Annotated in this window: 14 protein-coding genes; 7 read left to right on the top strand and 7 right to left on the bottom strand. The window is 70.7% G+C overall.

The genetic code is table 11. From position 1 onward, the window contains the following. Window positions 1-2: 2 nt before the first annotated feature. The 3 genes from J2X46_RS02910 to J2X46_RS02900 form a co-directional block, all read right to left on the bottom strand. On the bottom strand, window positions 3-1,202 hold the full coding sequence (locus J2X46_RS02910; RefSeq protein WP_310246670.1) for a hypothetical protein: 1,200 nt from the start codon (window positions 1,200-1,202) through the stop codon (window positions 3-5). Further along, complete coding sequence (locus tag J2X46_RS02905) at window positions 1,199-1,741, bottom strand: sigma-70 family RNA polymerase sigma factor (protein ID WP_310246668.1); 543 nt, start codon at window positions 1,739-1,741, stop codon at window positions 1,199-1,201. The genes J2X46_RS02910 and J2X46_RS02905 overlap by 4 nt, the downstream gene beginning before the upstream one ends. A 76-nt stretch (window positions 1,742-1,817) precedes the next feature. Beyond that, on the bottom strand, window positions 1,818-3,875 hold the full coding sequence (locus J2X46_RS02900; protein ID WP_310246667.1) for a glycogen debranching N-terminal domain-containing protein: 2,058 nt from the start codon (window positions 3,873-3,875) through the stop codon (window positions 1,818-1,820). A gap of 190 nt (window positions 3,876-4,065) precedes the next feature. Here J2X46_RS02900 and J2X46_RS02895 point away from each other — a divergent pair, with 190 nt between their 5' ends. Genes J2X46_RS02895 through J2X46_RS02880 form a run of 4 tightly spaced genes read left to right on the top strand, consistent with a single transcriptional unit; the run spans window position 4,066 to window position 8,340 of the window. Beyond that, window positions 4,066-5,076 (top strand): LacI family DNA-binding transcriptional regulator, encoded by a 1,011-nt coding sequence (locus J2X46_RS02895; protein WP_310246664.1) that lies wholly within the window; start codon window positions 4,066-4,068, stop codon window positions 5,074-5,076. A 59-nt stretch (window positions 5,077-5,135) separates the two neighbouring features. Further along, window positions 5,136-6,392 (top strand): extracellular solute-binding protein, encoded by a 1,257-nt coding sequence (locus tag J2X46_RS02890; protein WP_310246662.1) that lies wholly within the window; start codon window positions 5,136-5,138, stop codon window positions 6,390-6,392. Beyond that, complete coding sequence (locus J2X46_RS02885; protein ID WP_310246659.1) at window positions 6,389-7,492, top strand: sugar ABC transporter permease; 1,104 nt, start codon at window positions 6,389-6,391, stop codon at window positions 7,490-7,492. The genes J2X46_RS02890 and J2X46_RS02885 overlap by 4 nt, the downstream gene beginning before the upstream one ends. Then, window positions 7,489-8,340 (top strand): carbohydrate ABC transporter permease, encoded by an 852-nt coding sequence (locus J2X46_RS02880; protein ID WP_310246656.1) that lies wholly within the window; start codon window positions 7,489-7,491, stop codon window positions 8,338-8,340. Before J2X46_RS02885 ends, J2X46_RS02880 begins: the two co-directional genes overlap by 4 nt. 66 nt (window positions 8,341-8,406) lie before the next feature. Here the strand turns inward: J2X46_RS02880 and J2X46_RS02875 are convergent, their stop codons facing one another. Together J2X46_RS02875 and trpS are read right to left on the bottom strand one after the other, a co-directional pair. Further along, on the bottom strand, window positions 8,407-9,636 hold the full coding sequence (locus J2X46_RS02875) for a lipase family protein (RefSeq protein ID WP_310246653.1): 1,230 nt from the start codon (window positions 9,634-9,636) through the stop codon (window positions 8,407-8,409). 171 nt (window positions 9,637-9,807) lie between these two features. Then, complete coding sequence (gene trpS, locus J2X46_RS02870) at window positions 9,808-10,866, bottom strand: tryptophan--tRNA ligase (RefSeq protein WP_397212856.1); 1,059 nt, start codon at window positions 10,864-10,866, stop codon at window positions 9,808-9,810. Window positions 10,867-10,917: 51 nt separating this feature from the next. Between trpS and J2X46_RS02865 the strand changes: the two genes are divergently transcribed. The 3 genes from J2X46_RS02865 to J2X46_RS02855 all read left to right on the top strand — a co-directional run bounded on the left by J2X46_RS02865 (window position 10,918) and on the right by J2X46_RS02855 (window position 13,699). Continuing rightward, on the top strand, window positions 10,918-11,427 hold the full coding sequence (locus J2X46_RS02865) for a 2'-5' RNA ligase family protein (protein ID WP_310246648.1): 510 nt from the start codon (window positions 10,918-10,920) through the stop codon (window positions 11,425-11,427). Further along, the gene (locus J2X46_RS02860) at window positions 11,427-12,473 is read left to right on the top strand and encodes a YhjD/YihY/BrkB family envelope integrity protein (protein WP_310246646.1); all 1,047 of its coding nucleotides are present in this window, start codon (window positions 11,427-11,429) and stop codon (window positions 12,471-12,473) included. Before J2X46_RS02865 ends, J2X46_RS02860 begins: the two co-directional genes overlap by 1 nt. Before the next feature lie 422 nt (window positions 12,474-12,895). Further along, window positions 12,896-13,699 carry a hypothetical protein gene (locus J2X46_RS02855; RefSeq protein WP_310246643.1) on the top strand — a complete coding sequence of 268 codons (804 nt, stop codon included), beginning with the start codon at window positions 12,896-12,898 and terminating at the stop codon, window positions 13,697-13,699. Window positions 13,700-13,900: 201 nt separating this feature from the next. Here the strand turns inward: J2X46_RS02855 and J2X46_RS02850 are convergent, their stop codons facing one another. Together J2X46_RS02850 and J2X46_RS02845 are read right to left on the bottom strand one after the other, a co-directional pair. Next, window positions 13,901-14,644, bottom strand: coding sequence for a succinate dehydrogenase/fumarate reductase iron-sulfur subunit (locus J2X46_RS02850; protein WP_310246641.1), 744 nt, complete (start codon window positions 14,642-14,644; stop codon window positions 13,901-13,903). 2 nt (window positions 14,645-14,646) lie between these two features. Then, window positions 14,647-16,668 carry a fumarate reductase/succinate dehydrogenase flavoprotein subunit gene (locus tag J2X46_RS02845; protein WP_310247325.1) on the bottom strand — a complete coding sequence of 674 codons (2,022 nt, stop codon included), beginning with the start codon at window positions 16,666-16,668 and terminating at the stop codon, window positions 14,647-14,649. Window positions 16,669-16,677 lie beyond the last annotated feature (9 nt).

Raw genomic sequence — 16,677 nt, 5'->3', positions numbered from 1 at the left:
CGTCACTGCAGTCCGGGGAGTGCCTGGGTCACCCACGTGGTGCCGTCGTCGTCCGAGCAGGACAGGACGTCGTAGCGGCCCCGCTCGGTGACCAGGCACACCCGGTCGGCCACCGCGAACACACCGCGGTCGTGGGACGACAGCTGCGTCGCCATCACGTTGGCACGGGAGTCGACCCGCACCAGCCCGGCTGAGCCCGTCGTCAGCCAGGTCGTGCCGTCGGCGCCGACGGCGAGTCCGTTCAGGTCGGCCAGGCCGCCCGGCCCGCCGGCCAGCCGACCCTCGCTGGCGTACGCCCAGGTCTCTCCGGCGTCGTCCGAGACGCTGACCTGGAGCACGGGGATGGAGCCGTCGGGGGAGTCGCCGAGCAGCGCGACGGCGACGTCGTCGCCCTGACCTGCGATCACCGCCCCGACGATCCGGTCCGCCGCCGTGGTCATGTGGGTGTAGCTCCAGGTGCTGCCGTCGCCGCTCGAGGCGACGACGATGCCGCTGCCGCGCCGGACCGCCACCACGATCCGTCCGGCGGGCGTGACGTAGGCCGCCTGCACGGTGTCGCCCTCGGGAGCGGGCACGGTGATCAGCTTGTCGCCGCGCAGCAGCCGCCATCCTCGTCTGGTCGACACGGCGGTGTCGCCGGGCTCGGGGTGGGTCAGGCTGCCGCCCGTGTCGTAGACCGGCTGGTCCTCGCCCTCCGGCGTCACGCGGGTGAACCCGTCCGCGGTCTCCAGGAGCCATCCGCCCGGGACGCCCTGGAGCGAGGGGAAGGCCGTCTCGGGAAGCACCCGCGACGACACCTGGTCCCCGAGGCGGGAGACGAGCGCGATCCGGCAGCCGTTCGCACCACCGCAGTCGGCCCAGAGGGCCGCGATCCCGCCGTCGGAGGGGCTGACCACCCACGGGTCGACCATGTCTCCCGAGAGGATCCGGTGCACGCCCGCCGGGAGGTCCGGGTCGACCGAGCCGGTGATCTCGGTGGGTGCCTGCGACCGGGACGATCCGGCCGGGTCCGGTCCTCCGTCGCTGCCCGGCCCGGTGCCCCAGGCGATGCCGCCGACGACAGCCGCGGCGGCCATCCCCGACGCGATCGTCGTACGACGACGGCGGCGCCGTGCGCTCCGGGCCTGGTCCAGGACGGTGTCGAAGCCGGGCTGCACGGCCCGCTCGGCGACCTCGCGGGGCAGGTCGGTGGGCAGGATCATCGGGTGCTCCTCTCGCTGTCGGGCCGCGGGTCGGGCTCCGGGTCGGGCTCCGGGTCGGGCTCCGAGAGCAGCTCGGCCAGCGCTGCGCGGCCGCGCGCGAGTCGTGCCTTCACCGTGCCGACAGGGGCGCCGACGGCCTCGGCGACCTCGTGGACGGGCAGGTCGGCCAGGTGGTGCAGCGCGATCGCCTCACGCTGCGGCGCCGGGAGCCGGCGCAGCGCGGCCAGCAGGGCGAGGCGGTCCTCCGGCAGGTCGTCGTACGACTCCGCGTCGGCCAGGCGGTGGCTGACGTCGCGGAAGAAGCGGTTGCGCCGCCAGCGGGTGCGGGTGACGTTGACCGCGACGGTGCGCAGCCAGGCCTCGGGGTTCTCGGCGGCCAGGAACGACCGGCTGGAGTTCACCGCACGCGCGAAGGCCTCCATCACCGCGTCCTCCGCCTCGACCGGGTCGCCGGTGACGCCGGTCAGCTGGCCGACGAGACGGCGGTAGGAGGTGCCGTATACGTCCTGCACACGGTCGATCGCGTTCGCCCGGGGCATGGTCCCTCCTCCCCGCTCGCCGTCAGGTCAGTCTGCTCTCACCTGTGACGACTCGCGGGAGGCGCGGACGGTTGCACTAGCCCTTCGCGGCCTCGCCGTCGGCCGACACCTCGATGGCTGCGTCACGACCGCGGGCACCGAGTCCCCGGATGCTGGTGGCGCCGAACGACCACGGGCGGACGGGCGCGAGGGCGATGCCGTCGTCCGCGGTCGGGTCGGGGCGCAGGCCCAGGAGCGAGGTCACGAGCGACACCGCGGCTGCGGCCGACCACGCCTGCGGCCGGCACGCCGCGGGGTAGGGGAGTGGCACGGGCTGGGCGGAGGCAGCGTCGCCGGCGAAGAGCTCGGGCGGTCGGCCGTCGAAGGCCGACAGGGCCGAGAGGAGCGCCTCGCCCACCTCGGCGGTCTCGGGCCTCTGCTCGGCCGCCAGGCCGGCGAGGCAGATCGCGGTGTCGTGGGGCCACACCGACCCGACGTGGTAGCCGGTCGGCGAGTAGCCGGCCGCGTGCGACGACAGTGTCCGGATCCCGAAGCCCGACAGCATGTCGCCCGACACGAGCCGTCGCGCGACCAGGTCGACTCCCTCCGGGTCGAGGATCCCGGTCCCGAGGAGGTGCCCGATGTTGCTCGTCAACGACACGACCGGGCGCTTGTCGCGGTCGAGCGCGATGGCGGGGAACGCCCCGACCGCGTCCTCCACCCAGAACCGTCGGCCGAACTCCGCGCGGAGCCGGTCGGCCCACGTGCGCCAGCGGTCGGTGCCCGGGCGCCCGTAGGACTCCAGGAGGTCTGCTCCACGGATCGCGGCGGCGTAGGCGTAGCCCTGCACCTCCGCCAGCGCCAGGGGTGAGGAAGCGCGCGAGCCGTCGTTGCGGCGTACGGCATCCCCCGAGTCCTTCCACCCCTGGTTGGACAGCCCGTGGCCGGAGCGATCGACGTACTCCAGCAGGCAGTCCCCGTCCGCGTCGCCGTGCTCGACCTGCCACGCCAGGGCGCGCTCGAGGGCAGGCAGGAGCTGCTCCACCTCCTCCTCCGGCGCAGCCCAGCGCCAGGCGTCGTGGAGGGTGAGCGCCCACAGGGGAGTGGCGTCGATGGTGCCGTAGTAGACCGGCGGGAGGTGGCGATCTGCCCCGTCGTCCTCGCCGAGGCTGAAGGCCGTCGAGCGCACCTCGTGCAGGATCTTGCCCGGCTCCTCGGCGGTCTGGTCGTCGGTGCGACGGCCCTGGTGGTGCGCCAGGAGCCGCAGGGTCGACATCGCGAGGTCGGTGGTGACCGGCATCAGCATCCGGGCCGTCCAGAGGCTGTCGCGACCGAAGAGCGTGAGGAACCAGGGCGCCCCGGCGCCGATGAACTCCTCCTCGGCGCCACCGGGGCCGGGTGCGGCGAGCCGGAGGAGGCGGAGGTCGTCGAGGCTGCGCCGGACGACCGGCCCCAGCCGGCGGTCGGCGCTGTCGACGGTGACTGAGGGCCACCCGGCCTCGCGGCGCGGTGCGAACACCGCGGCGTCGGTGGCCTCGAGCGTCAGCAGCAGCTCGTGGCTCACCTGCTCGCCGGGGGGTACGACGACGTCCCAGGTGGCGAGCACCTGGTCGTCCTGCTGGACCGTCCGCGCGCCCGGCAGGCGCAGCACGGCGCGCAGGTCGTCGGACTGCCAGGTCAGCACGGAGCCGCCGACCCCGTCGGCAGGGACCGCGGGATACGCCGCGCCGGACTTCACGCCGTCCATCGGAGCGAGGTCGGCGGCGACCAGCAGGCTCACCTGGCAGGACACGGGGGCGGCCGCCGTGCTGGCGACCGTGTAGCTCTCGCGCACCAGGCCCGGCTCGACGTCGCGCCGGCGGACGAGACGCACCGTCGGGTCGGGGCCGGGGTCGCCGAGGTGGCGTGGCACCGAGACGAAGGTGTGGCTGTCGCCCGTGACCTCGTACGACGCCACTGCCGTGGGCTGCTGACCGTCCACCTCGAGGTGGAGCAGGCACAGCACGCGGCGGTCGCCGTGGTGCACGCCGGACAGGCCACCGGGCGCGACCTGGCCGTCGGCCGCCGACCACACCTGGGTCGGCGCCGCGAGCGTCAGGGAGAGGTCGTGGAGCCAGGGTTGACGGGCCTGTTCGGGAGCTGCGTCCGCGTCCATCGGCGAGCCCTTTCCTGTCGGGGCGGGAGTGGGGGGTTCCCAACGAGTGTGACGTGCGTTACGGTTTGAGCGCTCAAAGTTTGAGCGCTCAAACACTGTAGTGGCCCAGCCGGGGCACCGCCACCCGCACCGGCTCACCATCCGAGAAGCATCCGAGAAGCATCCGAGAACCGGCCGAGAGGAGGACGGCATGGCCGTTTCCGGCCCCGCCACGCTCGACTCCGTCGCGGCCCGCGCGGGAGTCTCGCGCCAGACCGTCTCCAACGTGCTGCGGCACCCCGACCGCGTCGCGGAGGCCACCCGGCAGCGGGTGCTCGACGCGATCCGGGAGAGCGGCTACCGGCCCTCGCTGCCGGCGCGCCAGCTGGCCACCCGTCGCGCCCACGCGATCGCCGTACGTGCCGAGCGGCAGCAGGACGGCATCTCCGGCCTGGTGCTCGACGCCTTCTACCACGGTCTCGCCGAGGCCGGGCAGGACAACGGCTTGCGCGTGCTGCTCTACCCGCAGCCCGTGGACGAGGCCGCGGAGGTCGCCACGATCGACGAGCTGGTCCACACCGGCGCCGCCGACGCCGTCGTGCTGACCGCCACCAGCGCTGACGACGAGCGACCGGCCCACCTGCGCGAGAGGGGGACGACGTTCTGCGCGTTCGGTCGGCCCTGGGGGCACGAGGACGAGCCGCACGACTGGGTGGACGTCGACGGGTCCGTGGGCACCGGCCTGGCCGTGGACCACCTGCTGGCCCTGGGACACCGGCGGATCGCCTACCTCGGCTGGCCCGGGGACGGCGACCAGCCCAGCACCGGGACGGACCGCCGCGGTGGGTGGCTGCGGGCGCTGGAGGCAGCCGGCCTCGGCGGCGCGGTGATCGACGTGCGCAGCACCAACGACTCCGCCGCCGCCCAGGCCGTGGTGGCAGGCCTCCTGACCGGCCCGGATGCTCCGGACGCGATCGTCTGCGCGAGCGACACGCTGGCCCTCGGCGCCCACCGGGCCGCGCTGGCGACGCCGGGTGATCCGCCCACCATCGTCGGCTTCGACGCCACGCCCGTCGCCGCCGCGCTGGGCCTGGCCAGCGTCGCGCAACCCATCGACGAGGTCGCCCACCTGTGCATCGACCTGCTCACCAGCCGGTTCGAGACGCCCGACCGGCCCGCGCGCGGACTGCTGGTGCGGCCCGTGCTCCACCTCCCCACCTGACCCGACCCACCTGACCCCGATCCACCCCGTCCGCATCCCCCCACCACGAGGAGTCACCCATGTCGACCACGTCCCCGCACCGCTTGGCCTCACTGGCAGCCCTGGCGCTCGTCACCTCCGTCGCCCTGGCCGCCTGCGGTGGCGGCGGGTTCGACGACGGGAACTCCGACGAGCCCGCCTCGTCCGGTGACGGCCCCGCCCAGCTGAAGGTGCTCATCGCCTCGAGCGGTGACGCCGAGACCAAGGCGGTGGAGGACGCCGTCGCGGCCTGGGCCGACGACAGCGGCAACGAGGCCGAGGTCATCGTGGCCAACGACATCGCCCAGCAGCTCTCGCAGGGCTTCGCCGGCGGCAACCCGCCGGACCTCTTCTACGTCGACGCCGGTGTCTTCGGCGACTACGCCGAGGCCGGCAACCTCTACCCGTACCTCGACCAGATGGACGGCGCCGACGACTTCTACCCGAACCTCGTCGACTCCTTCACCCTCGACGACGAGGCCTACTGCGCCCCCAAGGACTTCTCGACCCTCGCGCTCGAGATCAACACCGCGGCCTGGAAGAAGGCCGGCCTCGGCGACGACGACATCCCCACGACGTGGGACGAGCTGCAGTCGGTGGCCGAGAAGCTGACCACCCCCGAGCAGGCGGGCCTGGTCATCGGCGTGGGTCGCGACCGTGTCGGCGCCTTCCTCGTCCAGAACGGCGGCTTCTGGGTCGACGGGGAGACCGGTGAGGCGACCGCCACCGAGCCTTCCAACGTCGAGGCGCTCGACTACGTGCAGGGCCTGCTCAAGAGCGGTGCCGCCGTGCTGCCCCCCGACATCGACGCCGGCTGGGGAGGCGAGGGCTTCGGCACCCAGAAGGCCGCGATGACGATCGAGGGCAACTGGATCCGCGGCGCGATGAGCAACGACTACCCCGACGTCGACTACACCGTCGCCGAGCTCCCGGAAGGCCCGGCCGGCAAGGGCACGCTGCTGTTCACCCAGTGCTGGGGCATCGCCGCCGACTCGCCCAACCAGGAGGCCGCCGTGTCCCTGGTCGAGGCGCTCACCACGGCGGACCAGCAGCTCGCCAACGCGAAGGCCTTCGGCGTGATGCCGAGCCGCGAGTCCGCGCAGGCCGACTACGTCGAGCAGTTCCCGGAGGACGCGCCGTTCATCGCCGGTGGTGACTACGGCCAGGGTCCGGTGAACCTGCCGGGGCTCGGCCCGGTCGTCGCCGACCTGGACTCCCAGCTCGAGCAGCTCAAGACCGCCGACGTCGACCAGATCCTCGAGTCCTTCCAGAAGAACGCCGAGGCGGAGCTTCAGTGAGTCGCACCTCGAGCATCCGTGCAGGACAGGCCAGGGCGGGGTGGCTGTTCGTCTCCCCGACCCTGGTCGTCCTCGGGCTGTTCCTGGCGGTGCCGGTGCTGATGGCCCTGTGGGTGTCGTTCACCGACTGGAACGGGCGGGGGAGCCCGTTCGCCTCCGGTGTCGGCTTCGTCGGCGCCGACAACTACCGCGAGCTCGTCGGCGAGCAGGGCGGGTTGACCCGCGCAGACTTCATGACCTCGCTGCGCAACAACTTCTACTACGTCCTGCTGGTCGTGCCGCTGCAGACCGCGTTGGCGCTGTTCCTCGCCCTGGTGCTCAACCAGAAGATGCTCAAGGCGGTCGGCTTCTTCCGCACCGCCTTCTACTTCCCGTCGGTGGTCAGCTCGGTCGCGATCAGCCTGGTGTTCCTCTTCCTGTTCACCGGCGGCGGCGTGGTCAACACGATGCTCGGGTGGGTCGGGCTCGACGGGCCGACGTGGTTCAACGACTCGCGCGGCCTGCTCCACCTGCTCGGCGACGGGCTCGGCCTGTGGAGCATCTCGGACCCGCCGTCCGGGCTGGTCGATGGCGGCGTGCTCGGCCTGACGTGGTGGCAGTGGCTCTCGGGTCCGAGCGTGGCGCTGTCGGTGATCATCTTCCTCGTCGTGTGGACCACGACCGGCACCTTCATGCTGATGTTCCTCGCCGCGCTGCAGGACCTGCCGGTCGAGGTCGAGGAGGCCGCCATGATCGACGGCGCCGGCCGGTGGGGCGTGTTCCGCAACGTCACGCTCCCGCACCTGCGCCCGACGATGCTGCTGGTGACCACGCTCGGCCTGATCGGCACGTGGCAGGTCTTCGACCAGGTGTACGTCATGACGCAGGGCGGACCCGGCAAGACGACCCTGACCCCCGCGTTCCTGTCGTACTTCTACGCCTTCGAGAACCAGAAGTGGGGCGTCGCGGCGGCGATGGCCTTCGTGCTCTTCCTCATCATCTTCGCCATGGCCAGCTTCCAGCGCTGGCTCTTCCGCGACAAGGACCAGCCCTCTGCCCGTCGTGCGCGGGACTTCTTCGCCCGGCAGCAGGGCTCCCACTCGGGCACGGAGGCGGTATGAGCGCCAAGCCCATGGTCCGCAACCGCACCGCGGCCCTCCTCTTCGCCGGCTACGCGGTTCTGGTCGTCTTCTCCTTCATCTACCTGTTCCCCTTCGTCGTCCAGGTCACGACGTCGTTCAAGACCAACTCCGACGCCGTCGCCCACCCGCTGTCGCCGATCGCCGACCCGTTCACGCTCGACGCGTTCCGGCGACTCTTCGACACCGACTTCTCGTTGTGGTTCCTCAACTCCGTGGTCGTCACGCTGCTGGTGACGGCGGGGCGGGTGTTGCTCGACTCGCTGGCCGGCTACGCGCTGGCGCGGATCAGGTTCCGCGGCCGCGGTGCGGTGTTCACCGCGATCCTCGCGGTGATGGCGGTCCCGGGCGTGATCCTGCTGATCCCGAAGTTCCTGGTACTCAACTACCTCGGGATCTACGACACCTACCCGGCCCTCGTGCTGCCGCTGCTCGTCGACGCCGCCGGCGTCTTCATCATGAAGCAGTTCTTCGAGACCATCCCGGAGTCGGTCGAGGAGGCGGCCCGCATCGACGGGGCCAGCACCTTCCGGATCTTCTGGTCGGTGGTGCTGCCGATGTCGCGTCCGGCGGTCATCACGATCACGATCCTGTCCTTCCAGGGGTCGTGGAACGAGCTGCCGCACTACATCGTGGCGAGCCAGAGCCCGGAGCTGTTCACCCTCACCAAGGGTGTCGCGACGCTGACCAGCGGGCAGCTCGGCTCGGGTCAGCAGTACCCCATCACCATGGCGGCCGCGCTGCTGATGACCATCCCGGTCGCCCTCGTCTTCTTCGTCTTCCAGAAGTACCTCGTGCGTGGAGGTACGGCGGGGGCGGTGAAGGGCTGAGCCTCCGGTGCCGGGACGATTTCCGCCTCCTAGCGTCGTCCCGGCACCGGATCACCCGTCAGGTCCTCAGAGCAGCCAGCAGTTGCTGAGCTGCGGGAGCCCGGCGAACCGCGCCTCGAAGAACGGCAGCGCCTCGGCGACGTGCGGCACGAGGCCGCCGACGTGGAGCGGGGCGACGTTGGTGGAGAAGTAGACGTTGGCACCCTTGCCGCACCACGACTTCGCCATCGTCTTGCCCACGCCGTAGGGGATCACGTCGTCGAGCGCGGAGTGCGTGACCAGCACCGGGAACGCCGGCTTGATCGTGCCGATCCGCTGCGACTCCACGATCGACTTGAACGGCTCCTGTGCCATCAGCGTCGACATCGGCTGGCCGTTGGCGCTCAGCGTCGAGGACTTCACGAACGCGTGGTTGAGCAGGTCGAAGACGCACTCCTGCTCGACCTGGTCGCTGGTCGCCCGGCCCTTGGAGTTGAGGTAGGGCGAGAGGTCCACGTCGTAGCTCGCCGACAGCCCGCGCAGCGCGAAGAACGCGAAGGCCGAGTAGAGGCCGCCGTCGAGGGACGTCGCCACCCTGGCCAGGTCGGCCGGCACGGCGCCGACGACGGCGCCCTTGACCTTGAGGTCGGGTGCGTAGCTGGCGGCCAGCTCGGCCGCGGACGCCGCGGCGCCGCCGCCCTGCGAGTAGCCCATGATGCCGACCGGGCTGCTGGGGCTCAGCCCGGTGCCGGACAGGCGCTGTGCGGCCCGGATCGCGTCGAGCGTGGCGCGACCCTGGGAGACCCGGTCCATGTACGTGTGGATGCCGGCGGTGCCGAGGCCCTCGTAGTCGGGCATCGCCACGGCGTACCCGCGCAGGAGCAGGCCCTCGATGCCGATGCCTTCGTACTCGATGCCCTCGGAGAACAGGCGCGACGGGGCACAGCGGTCGGCCATGCCCTGGGTGCCGGGCGCGTAGCCGATGACCGGGCGCGACCCCACGCCGATCCACGGCGTCTTCGGGACGAGCACCGTGCCGGAGGCCGCGATGGCCTTCCCGGAGCGGTTGGTGGTCCGGTAGAGCACGCGGTTGGCGTTGCGCACCAGGCTGGTGGCGTCGAGCGGGTCGAGCAGGAAGTCGACCTTCTCGCTGCGGATGACGGCGCCGTTCGTGCTGGGGAGCACGGCGGGGGCCTCGTAGAACGCGGGGCGCGGCGGCTCGGGGACGACGGCCTGGGCCGCCGGCGTACCGAGTGCGACGCTCGCGAGCGTGGCGGTGAGCAGGGTGAAGAGTGACGCGATCGCGCGTGCCGACAAACCCCGAGCGTGAGTCCGACGACGTGATGTAGCGGCTGCCATGTGTGGCTTCCCTCCCCGGCCGGACCGCCCGGCCGTTCTGGGGAAACTACTGGTGAGTCACATCACACGGACAGAGGGTTACGCAGTCGTTTACACCGATCGGGGTGTGACGTCCGTCACACGTCACGCTCAGGCGTACGACATCCCCATCGCGATGCGGACCTCGTCGAGCGTCGCGTCGGCGACCTCGTTGGCGCGGGCGTTGCCGCGGCGCAGCACCTCGTCGAGGTAGCCGGGGTCGGCCTCCAGCTCGGCGCGACGGGCGCGGAGCGGGGCGAGCTCGGTGTTGATCGCCTCGGTGAGCCGGCTCTTGAGCGCGCCACCCCCACCGTCGCCGATCTCCTCGGCGACCGTGGCCGGGTCGACTCCCTCGCACAGCCCGATCAGGGTGAGCAGGTTGGCGACCTCGGGGCGGTTGTCGGGGTCGTAGGTGATGACCCGGTCGCTGTCGGTCTTGGCGCCCTTGAGCTTCTTGGCGGTCTCGTCGGTGGTCATCCGCAGCTCGATCACGTTGCCCTTGGACTTGCTCATCTTGGTGCCGTCGAGGCCCAGGATCAGCGGCGCCTCGGACAGCAGGGCGCCCGGCTCGGGAAAGACAGGGGCATAGCGGTCGTTGAAGCGGCGCGCGATGACGCGGGTCTGCTCGAGGTGGGGAAGCTGGTCGCGTCCGACCGGCACGACGTTGGCCTTGCAGAACAGGATGTCGGCGGCCTGGTGCACCGGGTAGGTGAGCAGCAGCCCGCCGATGGAGGTGATGCCGGCCGACTTCGCCTCGTCCTTGACCGTGGGGTTGCGCTGCAGCTCGGCGACGCTGACCAGGCTCAGGAAGGGGAGCATCAGCTGGTTGAGAGCGGGTACGGACGAGTGCGTGAAGATCGTCGCCTTCTCGGGGTCGAGCCCGGCGGCGATGTTGTCGACCAGGAGGTTGCGCACGTTGCCGGCGATGTCCCCCGCGATCTCACGGTCGGTGATGACTTGGTAGTCAGCGATCAGCTGCCAGATCTCCGCACCGCTGTCCTGGAGCCGGACGCGGTTGCGGATCGAGCCGAAGTAGTGGCCGATGTGCAGCGCGCCGGTCGGGCGGTCGCCGGTCAGCATCCGCAGGGAGCCCGGATCGGTCGCCATCTGCTGCTCGATGGCGTCGCTGCGCGCCTGGGCGGCGCGGAAGGTGTCACTCACGCCACCGATCCTTTCACGGGGCCGATCGGCGCTGCGAACGGGTTCTGTAGGGTCTTGTGGGTGCCGACCATCGGAGTAGCCATCGCGATCCCGGAGCCCTGGGCGAGCGAGCTCCAGGACTACCGGACGTCGGTCGGCGACACCACGGCGACGCAGATCCCGACGCACATCACGCTGATCCCGCCGGCCGACATCGACGACGCCGACGTCGACGCGGTGACCTCCCACCTGGCCGGTGCGGCGACGACCGTCGACCCCTTCGAGATCCACCTCCGCGGCACCGGGACCTTCCGCCCGATCTCCCCGGTCGTGTTCGTGACGGTGGCCGAGGGGATCTCGCAGTGCGAGCTGCTCGCGGGCGCCGTACGCCAGGGGCCGCTCGAGGTCGACCTGTCGTTCCCGTACCACCCCCACGTGACCATCGCGCACCACCTCGACGACCCCACCCTCGACCGCGCCTTCGACGAGCTCGCCACCTTCGAGTGCCGCTTCGCCGTCGATGCCTTCAGCCTCTACGTCCACGACGTGCACACCGGCTGGAAGCCCACCCACGAGTACGCCCTCGGCTGATGTCGCTCGTCTCGGGAGTCAAGGACCGCGTCGCCGCGGTGCGTGAGCGGCGACCCTTCGTCGACCACGTCGTGCGGATGGTCGAGCACTACGGATCGGTCAACGGCAACGGGCTCGCCGCCGCCGTCACCTACTTCGCGTTCCTGTCCTTCTTCCCGATCCTGGCGCTGTCCTTCGCGGTCTTCGGCCAGGTGGCGAAGATCTACCCCGACGCCGAGGACACCCTCGTCGACGCGGCGAACTCGGTGCTGCCGGGCCTGGTCGGCGGTGACAACGGCGTCAGCCTCGACACGCTCCAGTCCGCGGCTCCCGGCATCTTCAGCATCGGCATCCTGCTGACCCTCTACTCCGGCCTCGGCTGGCTCTCGGGCATGCGCGAGGCGCTGATGACCGTCTTCGAGGAGCCACCGCGCGAGCAGCCGAGCTTCGTGAAGGGCAAGCTGCGCGACGTCCTCGCGCTGCTGGCGCTCGGCTCGGTGCTGGTCGTCAGCGTCGCCGTCTCCGGGGTCGCGACCAAGCTGCTGACCCCGATCCTCGACGCCCTCCAGCTGGGCTCGGTCGCCGGGGTGTTCCTCACGATCCTGGCGGTGGTGCTCGGTCTCGCGGCCAACGCCCTCCTCTTCTTCGCGTTCTTCCGCCTCCTGGCCGCTCCCGACGTGCCCTCGCGCTCGCTCTGGTCCGGTGCGCTGCTCGGCGCGGTCGCCTTCGAGCTCCTCAAGCAGCTGTCGACCTTCCTGCTGAAGGCCACCGCGAACTCCGAGGCCTTCCAGGCGTTCGGCATCGCGCTGATCCTCGTGGTCTGGATCAACTACTTCTCCCGCGTGGTGGTGTACGCCGCCGCCTGGGCGCACACCTCGCCCGAGGCCCGCGCCGCCCGCGAGGCCCGGATGGTCGCCGAGCAGACCGTCGAGGGCCCGCAGATCGACCTCGCCGCGGCAGCGGCCGTCGTACAGCCTGCGGGCTCGGGTTCCTCTCCCAAGGCCGCCTTCGCCGCCGGCGCCGCCTCGATGCTCGGCCTCGTCGCCCTCCTCCGCCGCCGCCGCTGACCCGAAGCCTCGTCTGGGCGGTGAGTGAGGCGGATTCGAGCCCGCCGGAATCCCGCTCACGCACCGCTGCCGCGCGTGTCGCACGGCGCCGTGCTCTGGGCGGTGTGTGAGGAGGATTCTGGGCTCTGAAAATCCTCCTCATACACCGCTGAGCTTGAACTGCTTCGGGCGCCTCCGGCGAGCAGCCTCGCCAGTGGTCATCCACAGCAGGCGCTCCCGCGACGCTGTCCACAACCTGCGCCCGCTCCACTCGCCGGGCGGGGGGCCGATGGCGGAATGGCTCGATGCGATCAGTCCCGGACAAGCTACGGCGAGGCCCTATTCACCGACGTGATGCTCTTGCCCGCGGTGTGAGCAGGGACGTCCTCGAAGGTGTCCAGTTCCAACGGCTGCACGAGTCGGTCTACGTGCACCGTGATCACGTGATGACGTGGGACGACCACGTGCGCGCTGCCCAGCTGGCGTTGCCCGGTGCTGCTCGCACCACGGGGGTGACCCGTCTGCGCCAGCTCGGCTTCGACGTGGGTACACCGTTTCCGCTCCACTTCGTGGTCGAGGGTGACCTACACCTGAGGTTGGACGATGTCTTCCTGCACCGGACGGTGAAGATGCCACCCCACGACGATGACGGCGTCACCCCCGAAGCGGCGTTCGTTGCCTTCTGCGCCCAGGGTCGGCTGCTCGACGCGATCAAGCTCGGCTCTGCCCTGCTCGGCAAGGAGAAGTTGGACGGGCACCTCCTCGAGACGATCCTCACGGACGAGAGGTGGCGTCACGGCGCGGCCGAGACGTCGTACGTCCTGCCGTTCCTCGACGACCGCTGTAGGTCGATGCCCGAGGCCGAGCTGCTGGCGTACGTCGTCTTCGCCGGGCTGCCAATACCCGAGGTCAACGAGACCGTCATCCTCGCTGATGGCACGGAGCTTGCTCCAGATGAGTGGTTCGAGGACTACGAGTTCGCGGTCGAGTACGAGGGCAGCCAGCACCAGGAGGATCGCGGGCAGTACACCGCCGACATCGATCGGTACGCCGCCTACCGCCGCAACCACGTCGATTACGAACTGGTGACCAAAGAGCTGATGCGCTCGCCCAAGACGACCGTACGAAGAGTCCATGCCGGGCTGGTGGCGCGCGGATACGAGGGCGCGGAGCCGGACTTCGATGGAGCCTGGCTCACGCTGTTCATGCGGCTCGTGGACCTCGTGCGCCGCCTACGAGCCGCGTGACGGGACCAGCGGTGCGTGAAGAGGATTCCGGTACGTCGGAATCCCCCTCACGCACCGCCCGCGAGCGAGTCGTCGCCGGACACGCCGGTCGGCGGTGCGGGAGGGGGTTTCGAGGGGTCCGGAATCCCCCTCACACACCGCTCGAAGGACGCAGCGAGGGCCGGGGGAGACCCCCCGGCCCTCGTGCAGACGTACGACGGATCAGTGGCCGTGCTTGATCGCGGTGCGGAGGTCCTTGTTGAGCTGGGAGATCACGTCGAGGGGGATCTCCTTGGGGCAGGCGGCGGTGCACTCGCCGATGTTCGTGCAGCCGCCGAAGCCCTCGTGGTCGTGCTGGGCGACCATGTTGACGACGCGGGAGTCGCGCTCGGGCTGGCCCTGGGGGAGCTCGCCGAGGTGGGTGATCTTGGCGCCCATGAAGAGCGAGGCCGAGCCGTTGGGGCACGCCGCGACGCAGGCGCCGCAGCCGATGCAGGTGGCCACGTTGAAGGCACGCATCGCGTCGTCACGGGGCACGGGCACCGAGTGGGCCTCGGGGGCCGAGCCGGTGTTGACCGAGATGTAGCCACCCTGCTGGATGATCCGGTCGAAGGCGCTGCGGTCGACGACCAGGTCCTTGACGACCGGGAAGGCGTCGGAGCGCCACGGCTCGATGGTGATCGTCTCGCCGTCGCTGAACGAGCGCATGTGCAGCTGGCAGGTCGTGGTGACCTCCGGGCCGTGCGCGTCGCCGTTGATCATCAGGCCGCACATGCCGCAGATGCCCTCGCGACAGTCGGAGTCGAAGGCGATCGGCTCCTCGCCCTGCTCGTTGAGCTGCTCGTTGAGCACGTCGAGCATCTCCAGGAACGACATGTCGGGGGACACGTCGGCGAGCTGGTAGGTGTGCATCGCGCCCGGGCTGGTCGCGTCCGGCTGGCGCCAGATCTTCAGGGTCAGGTTCATGCTCACTTGTAGCTCCGCTGCTTCATCTCGATGGCGGTGTAGACCAGGTCTTCCTTGTGCAGGACGGGGATGCTGTCGTCGCCGGCCCACTCCCACGCGGCGACGTAGGCGTACTCCTCGTCGTGGCGCAGCGCCTCGCCGTCCTCGGTCTGCGACTCGCCACGGAAGTGGCCGCCGCACGACTCGCGCCGGTTGAGGGCGTCGATGCACATGAGCTCGCCCAGCTCGAAGAAGTCGGCCACGCGGCCGGCCTTCTCCAGCGACTGGTTGAGGGTCTCGGCGCTGCCGAGGACCTTCACGTTGCGGTAGAAGTCGTCCTTGAGCCCGCGGATCAGGTCGATGGCCTTCTTCAGGCCGGTCTCGGTCCGCTCCATGCCGCAGTACTCCCACATGATGTTGCCGAGCTCGCGGTGGTACGAGTCGACGCTGCGGGTGCCGTTGACCGACAGGAAGTGGTCGATGCGACCCTTCACCGAGTCGCGGGCCTCGACGACCGCCGGGTGGTCCTCGGCGATCTCCTCGAACGGCCCGTCCGCGAGGTAGTCGCGGATGGTGTGGGGGAGGACGAAGTAGCCGTCGGCCAGGCCCTGCATCAGCGCCGAGGCGCCGAGGCGGTTGGCGCCGTGGTCGGAGAAGTTCGCCTCGCCGGTCACGAACAGGCCCGGGATCGTGGACTGGAGGTCGTAGTCGACCCAGAGCCCGCCCATGACGTAGTGGACGGCGGGGTAGATGCGCATCGGCACCTCGTAGGGGTTCTCACCCGTGATCCGCTCGTACATGTCGAGGAGGTTGTCGTACTTCTCCTCCACGCCGTCGCGGCCGAGGCGCTCGATCGCGGCGGCGAAGTCGAGGTAGACGCCACGTCGTACGCCGTCGACCATGGGCCCGACACCGCGGCCCTCGTCGCACATGTACTTCGCCGCACGCGACGCGATGTCGCGCGGGACCAGGTTGCCGAAGGAGGGGTAGATCCGCTCGAGGAAGTAGTCGCGGTCCTCCTCGGGGATCTCGCGCGGGTCCTTCTCGCAGTCGGCCTGGTTCTTCGGCACCCAGATCCGGCCGTCGTTGCGCAGCGACTCCGACATCAGCGTCAGCTTCGACTGGTGCTCACCGGAGACCGGGATGCACGTCGGGTGGATCTGCGTGAAGCACGGGTTGGCCATGTAGGCGCCCTTGCGGTGCGCGCGCCACGCGGCGGTGACGTTGCAGCCCATCGCGTTGGTGGAGAGGTAGAAGACGTTGCCGTAGCCGCCGGAGGCCAGCACGACGACGTCGGCGAGGTGGGTCTCGATCTCGCCGGTGACCATGTCGCGGGCGATGATGCCGCGCGCCTTGCCGTCGACCACGATCAGCTCGAGCATCTCGTGACGCGTGTACGTCGTCACGGTGCCGGCGGCGACCTGGCGCTCGAGCGCCTGGTAGGCACCGATCAGCAGCTGCTGGCCGGTCTGGCCGCGGGCGTAGAAGGTGCGCGAGACCTGCACGCCACCGAACGAGCGGTTGTCGAGCAGGCCGCCGTACTCGCGGGCGAAGGGCACGCCCTGCGCGACGCACTGGTCGATGATGTTCGCGCTGACCTCGGCCAGGCGGTAGACGTTGGACTCGCGCGAGCGGTAGTCGCCGCCCTTGACGGTGTCGTAGAAGAGGCGGTGGACGGAGTCGCCGTCCTCCTTGTAGTTCTTCGCCGCGTTGATGCCGCCCTGAGCGGCGATCGAGTGGGCGCGACGCGGGGAGTCCTGGTAGCAGAAGGACTTCACGCGGTAGCCGGCCTCGCCGAGCGTGGCGGCGGCGGAGGCACCGGCCAGGCCGGTGCCGACGATGATGATCGAGAGCTTGCGGCGGTTGGCCGGGTTGACCAGGCGGGCCTCGAACTTGCGGTTCTGCCAGCGGTCGGCGACCGGGCCGTCGGGCGCCTTGGTGTCGACGAGCGGCGTGCCGGGCGTGTAGTAGCCGGCCGCGTCGTCGTAGTCGCCGTCGAGCGTGCCGGAGCGCGAGGCCTCCGTCGAGGTGACGGTGTCGGGCATGTCCATGTC

Origin of the sequence: Nocardioides sp. BE266 (assembly GCF_031457855.1) — a bacterium.
In the GTDB taxonomy this organism is placed as follows: Bacteria; Actinomycetota; Actinomycetes; order Propionibacteriales; family Nocardioidaceae; genus Nocardioides.
Note: the sequence above shows the minus strand (reverse complement) of the source record. Positions and strands in the feature narration are given on the sequence as shown.

Bases quoted from the DNA above. Each gene is read 5' to 3' on its own strand.
- J2X46_RS02860 (WP_310246646.1), top strand. From the start codon at position 11,427: ATGTCGCTCGTCTCGGGAGTCAAGGACCGCGTCGCCGCGGTGCGTGAG.
- J2X46_RS02880 (WP_310246656.1), top strand. From the start codon at position 7,489: ATGAGCGCCAAGCCCATGGTCCGCAACCGCACCGCGGCCCTCCTCTTC.
- J2X46_RS02845 (WP_310247325.1), bottom strand. From the start codon at position 16,668: ATGCCCGACACCGTCACCTCGACGGAGGCCTCGCGCTCCGGCACGCTC.
- J2X46_RS02905 (WP_310246668.1), bottom strand. From the start codon at position 1,741: ATGCCCCGGGCGAACGCGATCGACCGTGTGCAGGACGTATACGGCACC.
- J2X46_RS02900 (WP_310246667.1), bottom strand. From the start codon at position 3,875: ATGGACGCGGACGCAGCTCCCGAACAGGCCCGTCAACCCTGGCTCCAC.
- J2X46_RS02910 (WP_310246670.1), bottom strand. From the start codon at position 1,202: ATGATCCTGCCCACCGACCTGCCCCGCGAGGTCGCCGAGCGGGCCGTG.
- J2X46_RS02890 (WP_310246662.1), top strand. From the start codon at position 5,136: ATGTCGACCACGTCCCCGCACCGCTTGGCCTCACTGGCAGCCCTGGCG.
- J2X46_RS02850 (WP_310246641.1), bottom strand. From the start codon at position 14,644: ATGAACCTGACCCTGAAGATCTGGCGCCAGCCGGACGCGACCAGCCCG.
- J2X46_RS02895 (WP_310246664.1), top strand. From the start codon at position 4,066: ATGGCCGTTTCCGGCCCCGCCACGCTCGACTCCGTCGCGGCCCGCGCG.